Below are 19215 nucleotides of genomic sequence, written 5' to 3'. Positions count from 1 at the left end.
TGATATTGAATCCGTTGGATTTGTCAGCCAGACACAGTTGAGTGCTGATCCGGTACGTTGCATTTGTACCAAAATCTATCACTCAGATTTGCCGCAGAGTAATTGAATAACTTCTTTAGGTATTCAAAATATGCAAAAGGTGGTCTGAGTCAGGTGCCCCGGTACTGTGAAGCTGCATCTTTCAGAAGGTCCAGGAAATACTTCTGGGTAGGGGTGGGGTGCCAGTCCCGGCGGATGGTAATGCCGATTGGGCGTCGGGTATGGCTCAGGTCATAGGGTATTACGCTGAGGATATTCTGGCGCAGTTCCTGTTCGACCTGGTGCGTGGAGATGAGTGTCAGGCGATCGCTGCCGTTCAGCAGCGATCGGATAAGTATTTGCGAACTGGTTTCGACGAGCCGACGAGGGGTTGGTAAATTCCGGTCAGCAAACAGGGCGTCAAAAAATGCACGAGTGGGCGTGCCTTTACGAGGAACCACCCAGCCGTAATCCACCAATTGTTCCAGTTCAAGCGAGTCTGCCTGGTGCAGGGGGTGGTCTTTTCGGCCAACGATGGCAAGAGGGGGAGAAATCAACTCTTCCTGAACAATGTCATCGGCTGGTGGGGGAAAGCGCAAGGCACCGATCAGTACATCGAGGTCACCGTTTCGCAGGTGAAACAGAAGGTCGCTGTACGGCGCGTCCACCACATCCAGGCCAATATCCGGGTGGCTCAGCGTGAAGCTGTTAATGACATCCGGCAGGATAGAGGTTCTTGCCAGCGGCATGCTGCCGATGATGATCTTGCCGATCTCCCGGGACTGAAGTGCCGATATTTCATAATAGCCCTGCTCGATCTCACCAAACGCAAGCTTTGCGGCCCGGGAGAGCTGTTCTGCCGCGCGTGTCGGCATGATCGATGAGCGGGCCTTTTCAAATAAGGTAACGCCCAGTTGCTCCTCCAATTCCCGGCTGGCGCGGTGAAGCGAAGACTGGGAAAGCTCCAACTGCCGGCTGGCAACACTGAAGCTATGGTTCTCCGTGACGGCAATGAGTGCCCGAAGTTGCGTGGTGGTCAGCAGTGGAAGAAGTGACGTTGCTCGCGATTGCCCGGGGCTGCCTCTCAGGGCAGACCGAAGCCCTCGTTCCAGATAATCAATACAGCGCAATACCCGTGTATTCCAGACTTTGCCTGCAGATGTCATGAACATGCCATTGGAATGCCGTTCAAACAGCTCCGTGTCCAGAAGTGTTTCCAGTTTTCCTATCGCCTGTGTAATCGCGGGTTGAGACAGGAAAACGCGCGGGGCGGCCTTGCTGATACTGCGGTGCCTAGCGACTTCAAGGAAGACCCGCAGGTGTCTGAGGTTGGGAATAGCAAATTGCATGGCGGCTCCCGAGGCAGGCAAGTCTGTCGGTGTATTCTCAAAAACCAATACTATTGCGGTTAAATTGAAATAGCCAGTCCCTGGTGCCTTAAGAATACTAGGGTCAATACGTTCCCATACTGATTCAGTCACTATTCAAGGTGTGAGAGATGATTATAGATTGTCATGGCCACTACACCACCACGCCATCACAGGTAGGTGAGTACCGCGAGAAACAGAAAGAAGCGGTAGCAAAGGATCCCGACTTCATCGGTGAAAAGGGCCAGATCAACATCAGCGATGATGAGATCCGTGAAAGCATCGAGAAGAACCAGTTGCGCCTGCAGCAGGAACGTGGCACTGACCTGACCATTTTTTCGCCACGGGCAAGCTGGATGGGCCACCACATTGGCAACGAGCACACCAGCCGGTTCTGGACCGAGCACCAGAATGACCTGATTCGCCGTGTTTGCGATCTGTTCCCCAACAATTTTGCGCCGGTTGCGCAGTTGCCACAGTCTCCGGGTGTAGATCCGGCCAAGTCGGTGCCGGAAATTGTCCGCACCGTTGAGGAAATGGGCTTTATCGGTATCAACCTGAACCCGGATCCAAGTGGTGGCCACTGGAATGGCTCTTCACTGGGTGACCGTTCTATTTATCCGATCTACGAGAAAATGGTCGAATACGACATTCCGGCCATGGTGCACGTCAGCGCCGCCTGCAACGATTGCTTCCATACCACCGGGTCTCATTATCTGGGTGCCGATACCACCGCCTTCCAGCAATTAATGATGTCGGATGTTTTCAAGGATTTTCCGGAACTCAAGGTGATTATCCCGCATGGCGGCGGCGCGGTTCCCTATCACTGGGGGCGTTTCCGTGGTCTGGCCCTGGATCGCGGTTTCGATCTGGAAGAACGCGTACTGAACAACATCTATTTTGATACCTGTGTTTACCACCAGCGTGGCATCGACCTTTTGCTCGACATCCTTCCGACCAAAAACATCCTGTTCGCCTCTGAAATGATTGGCGCGGTGCGCGGTATCGATCCGGAAACCGGACAGTATTTCGATGACACCAAGCGTTACATCGATAACAGCACCGTGCTGAGTGCAGCGCAAAAGCAGGATATTTTCGAGCACAACATTCGTCGGGTGTTCAGTCGCTTGAAAGTGCCGGCCTGAGCAGGAGTAGTAAGCCATGAGAGAGAACGTTGTTGTACAGCATATTGAGCGTGCCGATCAGTCCGTGATTGACGGCCTGGCCGAATGTGGTGTGGCCACTGTGCACGAAGCTCAGGGCCGTGTTGGCCTGCTGGCGCACTACATGCGCCCGATTCAGCAGGACAAGGCCGTGGCAGGCTCCGCCCTGACCATTTCCGGCGCCGCCGGTGACAACTGGATGATGCACGTGGCCATCGAGCAGGCCACGAAAGGGGATATGTTGGTGTTTTCGCCGACCTCGCCGTCGGTGCATGGTTTCTTTGGCGACCTGCTGGCTACCTCTGCCCAGGCTCACGGTGTTGTCGGGCTGGTTATTGATGGCGGTGTTCGTGACACCCGCGACCTTCGGGCAATGAATTTCCCGGTCTGGGCCAAGGCGGTTTTTGCCGAAGGAACCATCAAGGAAACGCTGGGCTCTGTGAACGTTCCCGTTGTTTGCGCCGATGCACTGATCAACCCGGGCGACGTCATTGTTGCCGACGACGACGGCGTGGTGGTTGTGCGCCGGGAAAAAGCTGCTGAGGTGCTGGAGCTGTCCCGCAAGCGTGAGGCCCGGGAAGAGGAGAAGCGCGTACGCATGGCTAACGGCGAGCTGGGTCTGGATATTTACAACATGCGTCCGCGCCTGGAAGAAAAGGGGCTGAAGTATGTCTGACGGCGTTCGCTGCATGTGGATGCGTGGCGGTACCTCTAAAGGAGGTTACTTCCTGGCCTCTGATCTGCCCGCTGACATTGCTGAACGTGATGCCTTCCTGTTGCGGATGATGGGCTCTCCGGATCCGCGCCAGATCGATGGTATGGGTGGCGCCGATCCGCTGACCTCGAAAGTCGCCGTGGTCAAATCGTCCGAACGGGATGACGCCGACGTTGACTACCTGTTCCTGCAGGTGTTCGTCGACCAGGCAATTGTCACCGATACCCAGAATTGCGGGAATATTCTGGCTGGTATTGGCCCGTTTGCCATTGAGCGCGGGCTTGTGCTGGCCAATACCGATGAGACTCCGGTTCGCATTTATATGCAGAACACCGGTCAGATTGCCCGTGCCTGCGTTTCCACCCCGGCTGGCAAGGTCAGCTATACGGGCGATGCCCGCATTGACGGCGTGCCCGGCAGCTCCGCCCCGGTTCCGATTACCTTTGAAGACACGGCCGGTTCCAGTTGCGGCGCCCTGCTTCCCACCGGCAACACCGTCGATGTTATTGACGGCGTTGAAGTCACCCTGATCGACAACGGCATGCCGGTTGTGGTCATGCGCGCCGAAGACATGGGCATCACCGGCACCGAGAGCCGGGAAGAGTTGGAAGCCAATGACGAACTGCGGGCAAAGCTTGAGTCAATTCGGCTAAAGGCGGGCCGGATGATGAACCTTGGCGATGTCTCCGAGAAATCGGTGCCGAAGATGAGCATGGTAAGCAAGGCCGCGGCAGGCGGTTCCCTGTCTACCCGCACTTTTATCCCGCACCGCTGTCACGCCTCTATCGGCGTACTGGGAGCGGTGAGTGTTGCCACGGCAGCGGTCCTCAAGGGTTCGCCCGCCGAAGCAGTGGCGGAACTGCCTGAAGGCAACCGGAAAACCTTGTCGGTGGAGCATCCCATTGGCGAAATGACCGTCATCCTGGACATGGACGACGGCGGTCAGGTTGCTTCTGCGGCCATTCTGCGAACCGCCCGCAAGCTTTTCGATGGCACCGTTTTTACCCACGAGAATTGAGAGCAGGTACTGAAAGATGATGGATCCAGATTACCTTCCGTTCCATGCCGATCCCAGCAAACCGGAGTTTAAAGCTCCGGCTGGTGCTGTTGATGCCCATTGCCATGTGTTCGGGCCTGCGGACAAGTTTCCGTATCACCCCAAACGCAAGTACACCCCGTGCGACGCGCCCAAGGAAAAGCTGTTCGCGCTGCGTGATTACCTGGGGTTCGAGCGCAATGTGATTGTTCAGGCCTCCTGCCATGGTACCGACAATGCCGCTCTGGTAGATGCTCTGGAAACGGCCGGTGACTTAGCCCGTGGCGTGGCGGTAGTCGATCCGGCCATTACCGGGGAAGAGCTCAGGGCAATGGGCAAAAGCGGCGTTCGCGCTGTGCGCTTTAATTTCGTCAAGCGGTTGGTAGACGACACGCCGCGCGACGTTTTCCTGTCTATTGCTGAGAAGATTAAGCCTCTGGGCTGGCACATAGTGGTGTACTTCGAAGCACCGGATCTGGAAGACCTGGTCCCATTCCTGAGCGAGCTCAATACCACCATTGTGGTGGACCACATGGGCCGGCCAGATGTCACCAAAGGCGTTGATCATCCGGACTTTCAGCGTTTCATCAATTTGATGAAGAACAACGACATGATTTGGACCAAGGTTTCATGTCCGGAGCGATTGACCCAGACGCCGCCAGATTATTCCGACGTTGTGCCGTTTGCCAAGATGCTGGTTGAAACTTTTCCGAATCGAGTGCTCTGGGGGACTGACTGGCCACACCCAAATATGAAATCCCATGTGCCAGACGACGGCAAACTGGTGGAAGTGATTCCTGAGATCGCGCCGACTGCTGAACTGCAACAAAAGCTGCTGGTCGACAACCCGATGCGGCTCTATTGGCCGTGACCTGAAGTCTTCAGAGGAGAGTAATTCCGATGACGAAACATGACGAGGGAACATTGGAAACCATCAAATTTGATGGGCCGATGGCTACCCAAGGCTATGCACTCAACAAAATGTGCTACTCATTCAATAGCGCCGAGGCCCGCAAAGCGTTCAAGAAAGACGAAGCCGCGTACTGCGACAAGTTTGGCCTGAGTGCAGAACAGAAAGCCGCGGTCCTCAATCGCGACATATTGGAACTCGAGCGCTTAGGCGGAAGCATTTACTATTTGGCTAAATTGACGGGGATGCTGGGTTTGAACATGCAGGACGTTGGCGGCCTGCAAACCGGTCGGACAACGGAAGAATTCAAGGCATACCTGGAAAGCCAAGGGAGGGGTAAGAACAATGGCTAAAATTATTGGCGGTATCACCACCTCACACATTCCAGCAATTGGCATTGCCATGGACAAAGGGCTTGAAGACACCCCCTACTGGAAAGACTTCTTTGCAGGCTATCCGCCTATTCGCGAATGGCTGGGAGAGCAGAAGCCAGAAATTGCCATCGTATTCTACAACGACCATGGCCTAGAAATGTTCTTGGACAAAAAGCCTACTTTCGCACTTGGTTGTGCCCCGCGCTACGAAAACGCAGATGAAGGTTGGGGCATTGCCACCATTCCGTCAGTGACCGGTGAAACAGAGCTTTCTTGGCACATTGCCAACGAGCTGATCGAGCATGACTTCGATCCAACCATTTGCCAGGAGATCAAGGTCGACCATGGGTTGACCGTGCCATTGTCCCTAATGTACCCAGGCCGCAATTATCAGCATCTGAAGGTCATTCCTGTATGCATCAACTGCGAACGTTTTCCTATGCCGAAACCTTCTCGCTGCTATGCGCTGGGCAAAGCCATTGGTAAAGCTGTGGAGTCATTCTCCGGTGAGCAAAAGGTAGTAGTGTTAGGTACCGGTGGCTTATCGCATCAGTTGGATGGCGAACGAGCGGGCTTTATCAATTCCGAATTTGATCTGAAGTGCATGGATAAACTGGTCAGTGACCCGGAAGCCCTGACCAAATATACCAATGATGACCTAGTAGACATTGCCGGTGCTCAGGCTGTGGAATTGAATATGTGGCTGGCCATGCGGGGATGCATGCTAGGCAGGATTAAAGAATTGCATCGAAACTATGTGGCGCCTATTTCTAACACTGGAGCTGGCACCCAGCTACTGCTAAACGAGTAAATGTTTTTCTATGCGCTATCTATCACGGGTGAACCGTGCAGAGCAAGTTCATAGTAGAGATGTCGGTGGGTTCTATAGTCGGATTCGGATGTACCTATCGTACGTACCTGGCCGTTCATTCGAGTTCGCCGGCAGTACCATGCTGTTGTTAATGATCAGAACGATATTTCTTCGACAGGCGGCTTTATAGATCCACTTGCAAACGTGATCCGGGATAACATTAGCCGAATGTATGTAGGTGAGCCTGGCAGATTAATATGTGGATATTGATCTGGTCGGCAATCCGATCTAAAGGCTAGCTAGTCATGTTCTCCACATGGGTGCTCAAGTTATGTTGTGCCCTCTTTGGCCGGCATTTATGCCGGCCTTTTTTTGGTGCGCCCGTGCCGGGCGCACTCCTGGAGGTGAAAGTCCTCCCGTGAGTTGGCCACAGCGAACGAAGTGAAGCGCAACTGCGGAAGGGTGACTGAAGTGGACCCCGAAATTTGGCAGGCGGCCAGTTGAATACCATGAGGCTCAGCACAGCACTTGCCATAAATACGCAAACCCATGCCCAATCCTGATTGTCTACATACCAGAAATTCAGGGCCATTCCGGCGAACAACAGCAATGCCTGTAATGCAGCAAGGCCATCAATGCCGTCCATGAAATTGTAGAGATTGATCAGCCAAACCCACGCAGCGATCAGTAATGGCCAGAGTAGTAAGTTTGAGGCGGTATCGATCTGAAACCCGAAAAATGAGAGGACAGGTAGGGCGGGCAAGGACATCAGCCCAATGATGGCAACCAAAAAATGCAAACCCAGCCGAATCTTCGGGGAGACTTGGCCAAAGTCATCCCACACACCGATAGCGAGCATGGCAGCCCCCAAACCAATAAACGCCCACGCGGGGGTTTGATCAGGCAACCAGCTAAAAGCAAGAGCCAGGATTCCAAGCGTGATGATCAGTATGGCAATGGCGATGCCACCGCCATGTGGGGTTGGTATTTCGTGTGAGCAGCGATCACTGGGAATTACCAGCAAATTACGATGATTGGCCCAAGCGCGAACTGCCGCCGTTGCCAGCAGGCCTGTGACAAGAAGAAGTACACGTGAATCAGTGACTTCGTAGGCCAATATACTCCGCAAAGCGCCAACTGGGCTAATACAGGCAAAATCTGAACAGATTCGGCCCATGAATGGCTGAAAGGTGCAGTGCAAAGTCGACCAGTTGCCATAAACTGGCTATTTTGTGATCAACAGATGGTGTTCAGGCAATAGTGGATTGCCCCGGCATGGTTTTCCGGGTGGCTTTAAGGTGGCGGCTGTTGTCGAACTGGTTTAACCGGAGGAGGCAAGACTTCCATAGAGGTCGCGGTAAACGGCAAAGCCCGGACAGTGACGACCAAAGCGCAGGATCCACTGCCGACCGCTGTGCACCAGGCGGCAGGCCATGGTCATCAGTTCCTGCATCACGGTTCTCAGGCGCCGGCGCTTGGCCGGATGGCGCACCGGCGCATCCGGGGCGGTCAGTCTCAGACCCATCCAGCGCAGCACGTTGTAACCCATCGTTGCGAAGGCCATGACCAGGTTGTTGGTGTCGAACTTGCCGGAGGGCAGGCGCTGCAGATCCGAGTCGGTCTTGAACTCGCTGTGAAATTGCTCACTGGTGGCATGGTCGCTGTACAGCGCCATGATTTGTTGCTCATTGGCTACATCAGCGGGCAAGGACGTGATCCAGCCTTCGAGGCTGACCTCCGGCTCCAGGTACAACTGACCAGCGGCATCACTGGTGCGAACAGTGACCTTCACGATGCGGCGTAGACCGGGTTCATCTGGAAGGTCTTCCGACAGAACCGCTTCCATCTTGCCGTCGCGGTCCAGCGTCCAGGCCTTCTGGGCCTGCGCCTTATCCGCCCAGGCCAGGGGATCCTGCTTGCGAGGGTTCCACTTGATCAGGAAGTCGACTTGCTCCTGCTCGCGCAGAAAGTCGCGATTGTCCCGGACATCGTGCGCACTGTCCAGGCGCAGCAGGATGGGGTTGTCCGTCAGTGCTCGGGCCCGGGGCAGAACCCGTTTGAGGGTATCCAGAAAACCGTTATTGGCGTGCTGGCTGCCAGGGCGCAGTTCGCAGCCCAGGCACCAGCCTTCCTGGCCCAGATAGGCCGCTATAGGTGCGTAGCCGTCGTAGCCCTTGTAGGTATAGCTGACGCCCTCTTTATGGGTCTGGCTGTTGTCCATGGGAAAGACATCCATATCCAGGGCAACGTGGCCCATCGCCAGTGGTGACACCGGGGCTTCGGCGGACTGAAGAAACTCAACGCTGGCCTCATCCAGCAGCGGTGTCAGGGCCTGGGCGTCTTCATCAAACCGTTGCCGCAAACGGGCCGAGGATGGCGACTGCTTGATGCCCATGGCGGACTTGAAGAACGGATCGGTTCGGACGGGCTCAGCCGCCTCGAAGTCGCTCTTGCCCAGCGTAATCAGGCCAAGGTAGGTGCGGATAAGCTCAATGTTCGGAATACCGTGGCGCTTGACGACCGTGCGGGCGGTTTTGATCAACGACGTGTGCCGGTTCAGACAGTGGCCCACCAGGTCCAGTCCGCCATGGGGTGTATAGACTTCGGTTCGGGATTGCTGGAGAGTGAAAGTACGCATGAGCCAAATGCACTGACTGGGTGAATGGATGTCAGGTGCTATTATATCGCCCAAGGCCTTGTTATTGCAGGCTCTGGATACAGTTTTAGCCGGTTGAAGTCACGGATTCAGGAAGTACAGTTATCGATGTGCCGGCAGTAATATCAATCATTGGTCAGGCGTGAACGGAATGTGGTTTACATGACAAGATGGCGAAGAGTTGCCGGTTGCCATACTTGGCTAAGAGGCTGTTTCCATTGATGGTGCATGCTCCCATAAAGGAGGATGCTTTGGAAGTTTCTCGCGGGCTTCCAGAAAGTTACCAACTTTTTTAACATAGGTTTTAGCGGGTTTTGGTCTGACCGCTTCAAAAGTTACCAACTTTATTTATTTTTTTGTTGAGTGCGGTGCGATGAATTGCGGCTTGGAGAGTCGTTTTGTTACCAACTTTTTTACACTCCTACAGAGATGTCAGAGGACATTAAAGTTTGATCAAAACAAGCCCCCAGCTATTCTCAACATAGCAGGGGGCTTTTTTCATGACAGATGCCAACAAACCGCTTGATCCAAAACACGAGAAATTGCTGAAAACTCGTGGTCGGGGATCAGGCAAAGATTATGAACCTTTCATCAAGGTTCATGAGCTCAGCAGTTCAGGTGAGAGCGTTCGAATTCGCAGTGCCTCAGTGGGCCGGATTCATCATCTGCTGTCCGGTATAGAACTGCTGGCGTTCCTTGTATTCGATCAGTTCGAGCAAACGATGGGTATCCGCGAACAATACCCCCTGCAGATAGACGATACCCTCGACATCTGTGCTCGACTGGGAATCCGTCATCCCCAGATGCATGGCAGTTTAACGGTGGTTTCAACGGACCTATTAGTCGACTTGTCGTCAGGCAGTCGGTTAGCGATTGCAGTGAAATCTTCGTCGGAGTTATCCAAGCCGCGAGTGATGGAGAAGCTCCAGATTGAAAAAAACTACTGGGAAACTCGTGATATGGAATGGAAGATTTTCACAGAGAGGGAAGTCAATGATGGCATGCGGGAAAACCTTCTGTGGATCCAGCCCTATCTAAGCCCGGATATGTCGGCACATCAAGAGGTGGATTATTCCGATGTGTAGGATCTTTTCTATCGGCTTCAGTCGCGTCCGCGAACCAAGATCACACGGCTTTGTGCGAAGCTCGATGACCAATATGAAGTAGATCGCGGATTTCATTTGAGTATCTTTCGATACGCTGTGGCCCACCGTTTCATAAAAGCACCTCTCAACAACGCATTTCACAGCTGAAAATTTGGAGACCTGGCTCTAAGAGAGCCAGAGTTCGTCACCGAGGTGAACAATGCTTCTTAATCGTGTATTCCGGGATCCTTCGACAGGCAAGCGGTATCGTGTGGTCCTGGAGCACCTCTCAGATTTGATGTTGATCGACGTCGACAGTGACAAAGCCTGGCCTTTCCCAATGTCTGAAGAAGAGTTCCGTTCGGTTGGGTATGATTTCATTTCCGACCCGTACCCGATACCGGGTGTTGACGATGACAGTATTGGCGCTAAAAGGCGTGATGAAGCCTGGGCCGCGATCAGTCCATTGTTGGAACACTATCAATCACTTTTGATTAAGAACGAGCGCAATCGGCTGATCAATGAACTCCTTAAATCAACCGGTAAGCCGAGGTTATATATCACCCGACAGCTTCGTCGCTACTGGCAAAGGGGAATGGCCCCGAATGCCCTGGCACCGGATTATCACAACTGCGGGGCCAAAGGGCGTCCCAGACGTGAGGTGGAGCAAAAGGTTGGCCCAAAACGTACGATTACACCCGGAGTGGGGGTGCCGGTAACAGAGGAAGTTGCGGAGCTTTTTCGAATGGCACTTGATGGCTTTTATCTGACCAACGAAAAGGTCCCCTAGGCTGCTGCGAGGGACAAGGCTGTCGGGCTTTTCAAAGCGCGCTATCCCACCGCAACAGAGAAAAGTATGCCCACGATGAGGCAATTCCGGTACTTTTATGAAACGAATTACAGAAATCTGATGTGGTAAGGACGCGGACTCCAAGCCGCATCTATCAAAAAGATAAACGGGCGTTGACCAGCACGTCAGGCAATCTCAATTTCGGCCCGGGGGCCCGGTATGAAATAGACGCGACCATAGCGGATCTCTACTTGGTGGCAGAGGTCCCATCATTGGCCGTCCGGTTTTGTACTTTGTCAAAGATGTATTTAGTCGGATGGTTGTGGGTATGTATGTGGGCCTCGAAAATCCCTCATGGGTTACTGCGATGGTGGCGCTTAGCAACGCCTTCAGCGATAAAACAACGTACTGCCAGGGTTATGGAATAGCTATCAGTAAAGAAGACTGGCCAAGCTTCGGCCTTCCCGCCTCCATCATGGCTGACCGCGGTGAGCTTCTTTACAAACAAGCGGATGTCTTAGTTAACAAATTCAACATTCAATTGAGCAATTCACGCGCCTATCGCGGTGAAGACAAAGCAATCTGTGTGCGATTCTTCAACACTATTCAAAGTAAGTTTCGGCCCTATGTTGGCGGGGTAGTTGAGCCTGTAAATGGGAAAAAGCGTGCCGGGAAGCGCTACGAGCTGGATGCGGAACTGAACCTCTCTGACATTCACGCAAATGTTGATTAATCTGGTCATCATCTACAACACCCAGCATGTTGTTGAAGGTTATGATTTCGCGCCTGATATGCCGACTGAGTTGCCCGCAGTGGCCCGGGGAGCTCTGGAACTGGGGAATTCAAAACCGCACCGGCCAGCTTCGCTCCTGTGACGAAGACTTGGCCCGCATTAATCTCCTGCCCTATGAAAGTGGAACGGTGTCACAGGTTGGCATCACCTTCAAAGGACTTGTGTACACCTGTCAAGAGGCGTTGGCGCAGGGCTGGTTTGATCGGATCCGCCCGAACCGCCCTTCAAGAGTTGAAATCGCTTTTGACCCGCGACGGACTGACACTGTTTACCTGAGACCTGACTCTACATTCGAAAACTACTGGGTATGTGAGTTTTCGGACCGAAGCCGGCGATACAAAGGCATTAGCTTCGTGGAGGCCGCTGGAATGGTGAAAGAGATGAATCGTACCAAAGCCACTGCCAAACAAGAGGAGGATTATCAGAAGCCGGACGCCCTATCCGCGGTTGAGGAGATTGTTTCTAACGCGAAGAAGCGGCAGAAAGCCAGCAAACCATCCCTTACTGACTCTGAGCGACTTCGGGGCATACGGCAGAACCGCGCCACAGAAAAAGAAGTTGAGCGAAATCGCAGCGGAATTAAATCCAAGAATCAATCAAAGCGTGACCGTCCAGCGGATGTAGTGCCGTTCCGCTCAAATAAGACCCAATCAAACGACAGTCTCGATTACCCGGATATGGATGCCTTCCTGGAGGACGATGATGATTAAACTGCCGTTCGCACAGTATAGGCAAGCAGAAATCTGTGAATACGAAGGTCAGCCTCTGATTAATGCCCTGCCTCCCATAAATTCACCACAGGATACGGCTAAGATGCTGGCTCGTTTCCCAAAAGTCGACGAGGCTGAAAAGGCATTGCCAGCCCATATCCGGCGCCATGCAATGATGAGGATTCTTGATCAGTTCCTGTACCCAACGAAATCCCATCTTCAATTAGAGCAAATGATTTCTGGAATGATCCGTCGTGGCTATCTGAGCCGAAATATTGCCGTGCCGGACTATCACCGCAACTTGGATGCCGTTGCCCATACAGATTTCAATGCTATCGTTCGAAATGCCGGAAATGAAGCCCTCGTGAGTTCCATTATCGGGTGTTCCGGTACTGGCAAATCCACCGCGGTAGAGGCAATTCTGAAAACCTACCCGCAAGCGTTTTATCATCCAGAATACCAGCACGCCTAATTGGTCTGGCTGAAAGTGGAGTGCCCTCATGATGGTTCGGTAAAGAATCTGTGCACCAATTTTTTCCGAGCCGTCGATGACGCGCTGGGTACGGACTATCAGGCGCTCTATGTAAAAAGCCGATCCTCAGCGGAGTCCATGCTTGGAGATATCGCCCGCGTTTCAGCCTTACATTCAGTGGGTGTCCTTGTTATTGACGAGATTCAGCATTTGGAAAAATCGCGGTCAGGCGGGGTTGCCAAGATGCTTAACTTCTTCGTGACGCTGACTAACGTTATCAAGGTCCCGGTGCTTTTCATCGGAACGCCCAAGGCATTGGAGCTTTTCCAGCCAACCATGCGGTCGGCGAGGCGAGCGGCGCAATTCGGTAGCTTGGATTGGGGGCGATTTTCACGGGCTGAGAATGAGGGCGCTGATGGAGAGTGGGAGCGATTTTTCAAACGGCTATGGAAACTGCAGTGGTTTGAGCACGCAACTCCCATCAGTCAAGAAATGATGGATCTGTTCTGGGAGTATACTCAGGGAATCGCGCACATTGCCGTTGCCTTTTTACCTCAGCCAGGCGCGGGCTGTTGTCGCCGGGAGGGAAGTGATTGACCAGACTCTTGTAACCAAGGTCTATCAAGAGGAGCTCGCCATGGTTCATCCAATGATCGCTGCGTTGCGAAGCGGGCGTGAGGCAACGATTCTCCAATATGCGGACCTCGATGTGCCGAGGGAATCGATACGTGCTCAAGCTACCCTCCAGGAGGTTCCTTACATTGCCTCGCCCGGAGAGGTTCTGAAGGATTCTGAAACCTCAAAGCAGGATCAACTGATCTCGCTGCTGATTCAAATGGGCATCGGTGAGGACATTGCACCCATTGTCGCAGAGTAAGCCCTGGCAGAACGTCCCGAGGTGAGCCTTTTTGGGTTAGTAGCTCATATCAAAAGTCTTGAAGAGAAGACTCCAGCAACGTTTACACCGAAAGCGAATAAACGAGCAGAGAAAAAAAGACAACCGGTTTATCTTGAAGACGACCTTCGACTGATCAGGGGTGATGATCCTGAAAAAAGCTACCAAAGCTTGAGGAAGAGGGGTGTGGTTATTGAGCTTTCGGCTTACCTTTGAGGGCGCAAGGTGGAATTGACGGGTACCGAGTTTACCATCCATCGTCGCGGGTTGCTGCCCTTCTGTCTACAGCGCGAGTGTTTTGAACAGGTGTAGCTTCTATCATCGGAGCATTCAGGTTTAGCGAAACAGTATGGGCTCTTCTGAGAACAACCTCAGACTAGGTGACGTACTGGCGAATAGCGTCGCCATTAGGGTTTACGTCCAACTCATCCTGGGCATTGATCAAAGTGGTCTGGGGCGTCTATTGATCCGGAAAGCAGAGAGGGATCTCGTGTCCGGCAACTTGTTCGAATTTATTGTGGGATTCAAACGAAGTCGTTAAGTTCAAATTTAAGTTGGTAATCGTCTGCATCAATTACCGACGCAACAAATCCTGCGTTCTCCCAGTGAGAACCGACGCTAACGTACCCAACCGGCTCCAACCGTCAAAATTTAGTTACCTTACGACCGATCGGGTTTTATATTTATATTGACCATCCGGATAGTATGTGTTTTATTGGTCAAAACACGCACTCACTACCAACAAAAAACGTGGGAGAAAGAACGATGCTTGAACGACAGGATTACGAAGAGTTTCGCAAGGCGGTGAGGCGTCTGGCCGAAACCAAAATTCAGCCTCATGCTGCGGACGTTGACGAAAAAAAGCGATTTCCCGAAGAGGCACTTGCGGCATTCAAGGAATTACAACTGATTGCGCTGCCCTTTGATGAAAGTATTGGTGGTCAGTCTGGGGATGTATTGGCCCAATGCATTTGTTTGGAGGAAATCGCCCGTGTCTGTGCCACCTCATCATTAACGCTGATGGTGATCTGGGCCGGGCTTGGTCCGATAGCCTCATTTGGTTCGCCACAGTTGATCGAAGAGGTAATGGAACCGGCCATTAATGGCAATACCGTTGCCTCCATCTGTTTGACCGAAATTCACGGCGGCTCTGATGTCTGGGGTGCTCGCACTCGCGCCCAATACAAGGATGGCCAGTGGGTGATCAATGGCCAGAAACGCTACATCACCAATGCCACCCGCTCCGACTGGTACTCGGTCCTGGCGCGTACCGGTGAAGACAGTTTTGGCGTGTTCGCAGTGCATAAATCTGACCCTGGCCTCTCCTTTGGCAAGCTGGAATCGAAGATGGGTGTAAGGGGCAGTCCCACCGCCGATGTGATTTTCGAAGATTGCCGCGTTGAGGATTACCGGCTACTTGGTGATTCGAAAGAGGGCCGACAGTACATCACTGATTCTCTGGCCTACACTCGACCGTTGATCGGAGCTCAGGCGCTTGGTATTGCCCAAGGGGCGCTTGATGCCTCCATCAAATACGTGAAGGAGCGGGAAGTGTTTGGTCAGCAGGTAGCACGCTTTCAGATGATCCGCGGCACTATTGCCGATTTGGCAACGGAGATCGAAGCTGCCCGCCAACTGCTGTATCGCTCATGTCAAGCGGTTGAAAACGAGGAGCCCGAAGCCCGCACCCTAGCCTCCATGGCCAAGCTATTTTGCAGCAATGTTGCTATGAAAGTGGCCACCGAGTCCGTACAGCTCCATGGCGGTGCCGGTTATCTGACCGATTTCCCCGTCGAGCGCATGATGCGGGATGCGAAAATTACTCAAATATACGAAGGAACCAGCGAGATCCAGAAATTGATCGTCGCTAAAGCCATGCTTTCAGATTAAGGCGAAAACCATGATTGCCCAAATTAACTACCTGACTAATATTCGCTTAGGCGCAGGCGCAATAGCTTCACTGAATGATGAGCTGGCAAATCTGAAGGTGAGTAAGCCGTTGATCATCACCGATGCTGGCTTGGTATCCACTGGCCTGCTTGATAAGGCAAAGGCAACTGCCAAGCTTCCGGACAGCGTTGCTATGTATGATGGCACGCCGGCTAACCCAACTGAAGCGGCTGTAGAAGATGCCTTACACGTCTATCGTTGCAACGATTGCGATAGTATTGTTGCGATCGGCGGCGGTTCCAGTATAGACCTTGCCAAAGCTGTTGCGTTGCTGGTAACCCACGAGCTGCCACTGCGCCAATATGCTGCGATTAATGGCGGCGTTGCCAGAATCGGCCCAACTGTTCCACTTGTGGCAGTGCCCACCACCGCAGGTACCGGCAGCGAAGTAGGCCGGGCATCCCTGATAACACTGCGGGACGGCCGTAAGCTAGGATTTCTTTCCCCTTACCTGATCCCGGACTTGGCCATTTGCGACCCGGAACTGACTCGCTCACTTCCGGCCGGGCTAACCGCCGCAACCGGGATGGATGCCATTGCCCACTGCGTTGAAACTTACCTGAGTCCCAAGGTTAATCCGCCGGCCGATGCCATTGCGCTGGACGGCCTGCGCCGAGCTTCGAAGTATCTGATTCGTGCCGTCAACGACGGAACCGATATGGAAGCACGCAGTGAAATGATGATTGCGGCTCTGGAAGGCGCGCTGGCATTCCAGAAGGGTTTGGGGGGAGTGCACTCCATGTCCCACGCTCTTGGTGGCTTGAAGGAGCTTAAACTTCACCATGGCACCCTGAACGCGGTATTGCTGCCCCCGGTATTGCGTTTTAACCAGAGCCATTGCGGTGACAAGTTCGACCACCTCAAGGCTGCCATGGGCCTGCCGGCCGATGCCGATCTGCCAGCTGAATTCGAGCGTCTGAATGCCGAGCTTGGCATGCCAAAGAATCTTCGCGAAATGGGTGTGCCCGACAATGTGCTAGAGGATATGGCCCAGTTTTCCAAGGAAGACCACTCCACCGCCACCAATCCGCGTCCAGCGTCGGCTGAGGACTTCCTCGCCATGCTGAAAGAAACCATGGACTGAAGTTGTGACTGTGAGGAGTCTGATATGACTGGCCAGAATTCGATCCTGAAAGGCACGCGGGTACTGGACCTGACTCGCCTTGCACCAGGCCCATACGGCTCAATGTTGCTGGCGGATATGGGGGCAGAGGTTATTGTTGTTGGCGGCGGTCGCTCCGGCTTACCAATTGACAGCTACCGACGTGGCAAGCGTTTTATAAACCTTGACCTGAAAAGCGAAGAAGGTCTTGATGCCTTCCGCCTGTTGGCTGCCAATGCGGACGTCTTGATGGAAGGTTTTCGTCCTGGTGTTATGCATCGCCTGGGCCTCGGCTATGACGCACTCAGGCAAGACAACCCCAAACTGGTGTACTGCTCGGTGACCGGCTACGGCCAAGATGGTCCACTCGCTCAGGAGGCAGGCCACGACATCAACTATGTTGGTCTTTCTGGCGCCCTTGGTGCCATGGGCCCGCTCGATGGGCCACCAGCACTGCCGCTGAATATTATTGCGGACTTTGCCGCGGGCGGGCTTTACGCTGCCTATTCTATTCTCGGAGCCCTGCTGGAGCGGGAGCGCTCGGGACTAGGCCAGTTCCTGGATGTCGCCATGGTAGATGGCTGTCTTTCCCTGATGACAATGCACTATCCGGACTGGGGTAAACCAGTGCTGCCATCTCGTGGCAAAGGGCTGCTGACCGGAGAGGCTCCTTTCTACCGGTGCTACGTCTGCAACGACGGCAAATACCTAGCGGTCGGGGCTTTGGAAGGCGCATTTTTCACAAATCTGTGGCGGGGGCTGAACCTTGAGCAACCAATGCCAGATCACATGCGTCCGGATACTTGGCCCGCCATGACCGAGCAGTTCGAGCGACTATTCGCCAGCCGGTCCCGGGACGCCTGGGTGAAGCACTTCGAGGGCCGGGATGCCTGCGTTTCACCGGTGTTAGCGCCAGATGAGGTGTTCGAACACCCGCATGTGCAGGCACGATTCCCTGGCAGCGACAGCTACGCTACTCCGGCTATTCCCCACTATTCCCGAACCCCGACCATGCCGGGTGTTACTGGTGGCACGGACGATTCGTATGCGGTCCTCCGAGCGTTAGGCCTGTCAGAAGCGAAGATCAACAAAGCTGTTCCTGAAACCTCGAACGTGACAGGGCTGGAGTGGCCACCGGTTAAACCCAGTCAACCCTGAGGCTGCAGAGCCAAGCCGTCACAACAGCCCATAACAACAAGAACTGGACGGATCACCGTCAGGGTGAACCGGCCAATTACGCAAGACTGAGAGGAGTTCAATAATGAAAACGCTTAAAAACCCTATCAAGGTGGCTATTATTGCCGCCAGCCTAACCCTTGCTGCCGGTAATGCCATGGCCGAGGAAGTAACCTGGAAAATGGCCACGCCCTGGGGCGGCGGTCCCTGGCTGGAGAGGGATGCTAAAGGCTTTGCCAAGAATGTGGAGGACCTTACCGGTGGACGCATAAAAATCAATGTCTTTCCGGGCGGTACGCTTTCCAACGCCCTGAAAGTCACCGAGGCTGTCAACCGCGGTGTTGTTGAGATTGGCCACAATTGGATGGCCTATGACTGGGGCAGGGACCGAACCACTGCCCTGTTTGCTGGCTACGCGGGTTCTCCTACCCCGGAAGGCTATCTGATGTGGCTTTACGAGGGTGGTGGCCTCGAACTTTGGCAAGAGTACCGTGATAAAGAGTTCAATGTAGTGTCCTTCCCCTGCGCGATTATTGGCACGGAAATTTTTCTGCACTCAAATAAGAAAATTCAGACCCACGAAGATTTCAAGGGTCTGAAGCTGCGTACTTCCGGCGCCTGGGCCGAGATTGCATCAGACCTTGGCGCCTCCACCATTGTGATGCCTGGAGCCGAGGTTTATACGTCGCTTGACCGGGGGGTTATCGACGCCACTGAATGGGGTAGTCCGGAAATCAACAAGCCGACCGGCTTCACCGATATAGCTAAGTATGTGGTCGTACCCGGCATGCACCAGCCCGGTGGCGTCCTTGAATGCGAAGTCAACAAAGAGGTTTGGGCTGGTTTGTCGGAGGAAGACCAGCAGGCGATCGCCAAGGCGGCAAGGCTCTCCATGTATGAAAGCTGGAGTGCTGGTGCCAATGCTGACCTTTCGGCATTCAAGGAGATGAGCGAGGGTGACAATGAAATTGTGCATCTTGACCCGGACTTCATGGCGACAATTGAAGAAGCTACGAACAAGTGGGAAGACGAACAGGCTGAGGAGAATAAGTGGTTTGCCAGGGTGCTTAATTCCATGAGGGACTTCGAGGAGCAGTTGGCAGTCTGGCCCGAGTATCGCTTTCCGATCGGCGGTAAGCAGTAACAATAGGAAGTTCCCGGGCCTTTGTCTCTATGCACGAGGCCCGGCATT

The 19215-nt window shown here is 53.7% G+C and carries 20 protein-coding genes and 1 pseudogene; 18 read left to right on the top strand and 3 right to left on the bottom strand.

Translation table 11 applies throughout. The features are described from left to right. Positions 1 to 149: 149 nt before the first annotated feature. Positions 150 to 1367 (bottom strand): LysR family transcriptional regulator, encoded by a 1218-nt coding sequence (locus ACTRWH_RS00260; protein WP_462825754.1) that lies wholly within the window; start codon positions 1365 to 1367, stop codon positions 150 to 152. Positions 1368 to 1516: 149 nt separating this feature from the next. On the opposite strand from ACTRWH_RS00260, the gene ACTRWH_RS00255 reads away from it, so the two are divergent. Genes ACTRWH_RS00255 through ACTRWH_RS00230 form a run of 6 tightly spaced genes read left to right on the top strand, consistent with a single transcriptional unit; the run spans position 1517 to position 6394 of the window. Next, a complete protein-coding gene (locus ACTRWH_RS00255) occupies positions 1517 to 2530 on the top strand; it encodes an amidohydrolase family protein (protein ID WP_338355139.1) in 1014 nt (337 codons plus the stop codon). Between the two features lie 16 nt (positions 2531 to 2546). Continuing rightward, entirely contained in the window at positions 2547 to 3224 is a 678-nt protein-coding gene (locus ACTRWH_RS00250; protein ID WP_338355138.1) for a 4-carboxy-4-hydroxy-2-oxoadipate aldolase/oxaloacetate decarboxylase, read from the top strand. Continuing rightward, a complete protein-coding gene (locus ACTRWH_RS00245; RefSeq protein ID WP_338355137.1) occupies positions 3217 to 4281 on the top strand; it encodes a 4-oxalomesaconate tautomerase in 1065 nt (354 codons plus the stop codon). Before ACTRWH_RS00250 ends, ACTRWH_RS00245 begins: the two co-directional genes overlap by 8 nt. Positions 4282 to 4297: 16 nt before the next feature. Beyond that, complete coding sequence (locus ACTRWH_RS00240; RefSeq protein ID WP_286811791.1) at positions 4298 to 5170, top strand: amidohydrolase family protein; 873 nt, start codon at positions 4298 to 4300, stop codon at positions 5168 to 5170. A 29-nt stretch (positions 5171 to 5199) separates the two neighbouring features. Further along, complete coding sequence (locus ACTRWH_RS00235) at positions 5200 to 5562, top strand: protocatechuate 4,5-dioxygenase subunit alpha (RefSeq protein ID WP_286811790.1); 363 nt, start codon at positions 5200 to 5202, stop codon at positions 5560 to 5562. Then, entirely contained in the window at positions 5555 to 6394 is an 840-nt protein-coding gene (locus ACTRWH_RS00230) for a class III extradiol dioxygenase family protein (protein WP_286811789.1), read from the top strand. Before ACTRWH_RS00235 ends, ACTRWH_RS00230 begins: the two co-directional genes overlap by 8 nt. Before the next feature lie 295 nt (positions 6395 to 6689). Here ACTRWH_RS00230 and ACTRWH_RS00225 read toward each other — a convergent pair whose 3' ends face one another. Both ACTRWH_RS00225 and ACTRWH_RS00220 read right to left on the bottom strand, forming a co-directional pair. After that, positions 6690 to 7511, bottom strand: a complete 822-nt coding sequence (locus ACTRWH_RS00225) for an MraY family glycosyltransferase (protein WP_286811788.1) — start codon at positions 7509 to 7511, stop codon at positions 6690 to 6692. Between the two features lie 204 nt (positions 7512 to 7715). Continuing rightward, a complete protein-coding gene (locus ACTRWH_RS00220; protein WP_338355136.1) occupies positions 7716 to 9032 on the bottom strand; it encodes an IS1380 family transposase in 1317 nt (438 codons plus the stop codon). A 518-nt stretch (positions 9033 to 9550) separates the two neighbouring features. Between ACTRWH_RS00220 and ACTRWH_RS00215 the strand changes: the two genes are divergently transcribed. The 12 genes and pseudogenes from ACTRWH_RS00215 to dctP all read left to right on the top strand — a co-directional run bounded on the left by ACTRWH_RS00215 (position 9551) and on the right by dctP (position 19167). After that, complete coding sequence (locus ACTRWH_RS00215) at positions 9551 to 10135, top strand: TnsA endonuclease N-terminal domain-containing protein (RefSeq protein ID WP_087148957.1); 585 nt, start codon at positions 9551 to 9553, stop codon at positions 10133 to 10135. Between the two features lie 15 nt (positions 10136 to 10150). Further along, positions 10151 to 10303: pseudogene (locus ACTRWH_RS00210) on the top strand (TnsA endonuclease C-terminal domain-containing protein); the annotation flags it as partial. A 52-nt stretch (positions 10304 to 10355) separates the two neighbouring features. After that, positions 10356 to 10925, top strand: coding sequence for a hypothetical protein (locus ACTRWH_RS00205; protein WP_198324885.1), 570 nt, complete (start codon positions 10356 to 10358; stop codon positions 10923 to 10925). Positions 10926 to 11253: 328 nt separating this feature from the next. Further along, the gene (locus ACTRWH_RS00200) at positions 11254 to 11658 is read left to right on the top strand and encodes a hypothetical protein (RefSeq protein ID WP_462825753.1); all 405 of its coding nucleotides are present in this window, start codon (positions 11254 to 11256) and stop codon (positions 11656 to 11658) included. Between the two features lie 41 nt (positions 11659 to 11699). Next, entirely contained in the window at positions 11700 to 12428 is a 729-nt protein-coding gene (locus tag ACTRWH_RS00195) for a Mu transposase C-terminal domain-containing protein (RefSeq protein WP_199480529.1), read from the top strand. Next, positions 12421 to 12900, top strand: coding sequence for a hypothetical protein (locus ACTRWH_RS00190; protein ID WP_199480530.1), 480 nt, complete (start codon positions 12421 to 12423; stop codon positions 12898 to 12900). The genes ACTRWH_RS00195 and ACTRWH_RS00190 overlap by 8 nt, the downstream gene beginning before the upstream one ends. Next, positions 12901 to 13497, top strand: coding sequence for an ATP-binding protein (locus ACTRWH_RS00185; RefSeq protein WP_198324889.1), 597 nt, complete (start codon positions 12901 to 12903; stop codon positions 13495 to 13497). Next, positions 13490 to 13777, top strand: a complete 288-nt coding sequence (locus ACTRWH_RS00180) for a hypothetical protein (protein WP_198324890.1) — start codon at positions 13490 to 13492, stop codon at positions 13775 to 13777. Before ACTRWH_RS00185 ends, ACTRWH_RS00180 begins: the two co-directional genes overlap by 8 nt. Before the next feature lie 723 nt (positions 13778 to 14500). Beyond that, complete coding sequence (locus ACTRWH_RS00175; protein ID WP_227664905.1) at positions 14501 to 15685, top strand: acyl-CoA dehydrogenase family protein; 1185 nt, start codon at positions 14501 to 14503, stop codon at positions 15683 to 15685. 13 nt (positions 15686 to 15698) lie between these two features. Then, positions 15699 to 16829, top strand: coding sequence for an iron-containing alcohol dehydrogenase (locus tag ACTRWH_RS00170; protein ID WP_278593322.1), 1131 nt, complete (start codon positions 15699 to 15701; stop codon positions 16827 to 16829). 24 nt (positions 16830 to 16853) lie between these two features. Beyond that, positions 16854 to 18005 carry a CaiB/BaiF CoA transferase family protein gene (locus ACTRWH_RS00165; RefSeq protein ID WP_075196416.1) on the top strand — a complete coding sequence of 384 codons (1152 nt, stop codon included), beginning with the start codon at positions 16854 to 16856 and terminating at the stop codon, positions 18003 to 18005. A gap of 103 nt (positions 18006 to 18108) precedes the next feature. Further along, a complete protein-coding gene (gene dctP / locus ACTRWH_RS00160) occupies positions 18109 to 19167 on the top strand; it encodes a TRAP transporter substrate-binding protein DctP (protein ID WP_199480532.1) in 1059 nt (352 codons plus the stop codon). The last annotated feature ends 48 nt before the right edge of the window (positions 19168 to 19215 follow it).

This window comes from Marinobacter sp. G5_S1_61_S3 (assembly GCF_054968585.1).
This window is presented reverse-complemented; position numbering and strand designations above follow the sequence as displayed.

Excerpts from the sequence above, each read along its gene's own strand:
- ACTRWH_RS00260 (WP_462825754.1), bottom strand. The coding sequence starts at position 1,367 with ATGCAATTTGCTATTCCCAACCTCAGACACCTGCGGGTCTTCCTTGAA.
- ACTRWH_RS00255 (WP_338355139.1), top strand. The coding sequence starts at position 1,517 with ATGATTATAGATTGTCATGGCCACTACACCACCACGCCATCACAGGTA.
- ACTRWH_RS00250 (WP_338355138.1), top strand. The coding sequence starts at position 2,547 with ATGAGAGAGAACGTTGTTGTACAGCATATTGAGCGTGCCGATCAGTCC.
- ACTRWH_RS00245 (WP_338355137.1), top strand. The coding sequence starts at position 3,217 with ATGTCTGACGGCGTTCGCTGCATGTGGATGCGTGGCGGTACCTCTAAA.
- ACTRWH_RS00240 (WP_286811791.1), top strand. The coding sequence starts at position 4,298 with ATGATGGATCCAGATTACCTTCCGTTCCATGCCGATCCCAGCAAACCG.
- ACTRWH_RS00235 (WP_286811790.1), top strand. The coding sequence starts at position 5,200 with ATGACGAAACATGACGAGGGAACATTGGAAACCATCAAATTTGATGGG.
- ACTRWH_RS00230 (WP_286811789.1), top strand. The coding sequence starts at position 5,555 with ATGGCTAAAATTATTGGCGGTATCACCACCTCACACATTCCAGCAATT.
- ACTRWH_RS00220 (WP_338355136.1), bottom strand. The coding sequence starts at position 9,032 with ATGCGTACTTTCACTCTCCAGCAATCCCGAACCGAAGTCTATACACCC.
- ACTRWH_RS00215 (WP_087148957.1), top strand. The coding sequence starts at position 9,551 with ATGACAGATGCCAACAAACCGCTTGATCCAAAACACGAGAAATTGCTG.
- ACTRWH_RS00205 (WP_198324885.1), top strand. The coding sequence starts at position 10,356 with ATGCTTCTTAATCGTGTATTCCGGGATCCTTCGACAGGCAAGCGGTAT.
- ACTRWH_RS00200 (WP_462825753.1), top strand. The coding sequence starts at position 11,254 with ATGTATGTGGGCCTCGAAAATCCCTCATGGGTTACTGCGATGGTGGCG.
- ACTRWH_RS00195 (WP_199480529.1), top strand. The coding sequence starts at position 11,700 with ATGATTTCGCGCCTGATATGCCGACTGAGTTGCCCGCAGTGGCCCGGG.
- ACTRWH_RS00190 (WP_199480530.1), top strand. The coding sequence starts at position 12,421 with ATGATTAAACTGCCGTTCGCACAGTATAGGCAAGCAGAAATCTGTGAA.
- ACTRWH_RS00175 (WP_227664905.1), top strand. The coding sequence starts at position 14,501 with ATGTGTTTTATTGGTCAAAACACGCACTCACTACCAACAAAAAACGTG.
- ACTRWH_RS00165 (WP_075196416.1), top strand. The coding sequence starts at position 16,854 with ATGACTGGCCAGAATTCGATCCTGAAAGGCACGCGGGTACTGGACCTG.
- dctP (WP_199480532.1), top strand. The coding sequence starts at position 18,109 with ATGAAAACGCTTAAAAACCCTATCAAGGTGGCTATTATTGCCGCCAGC.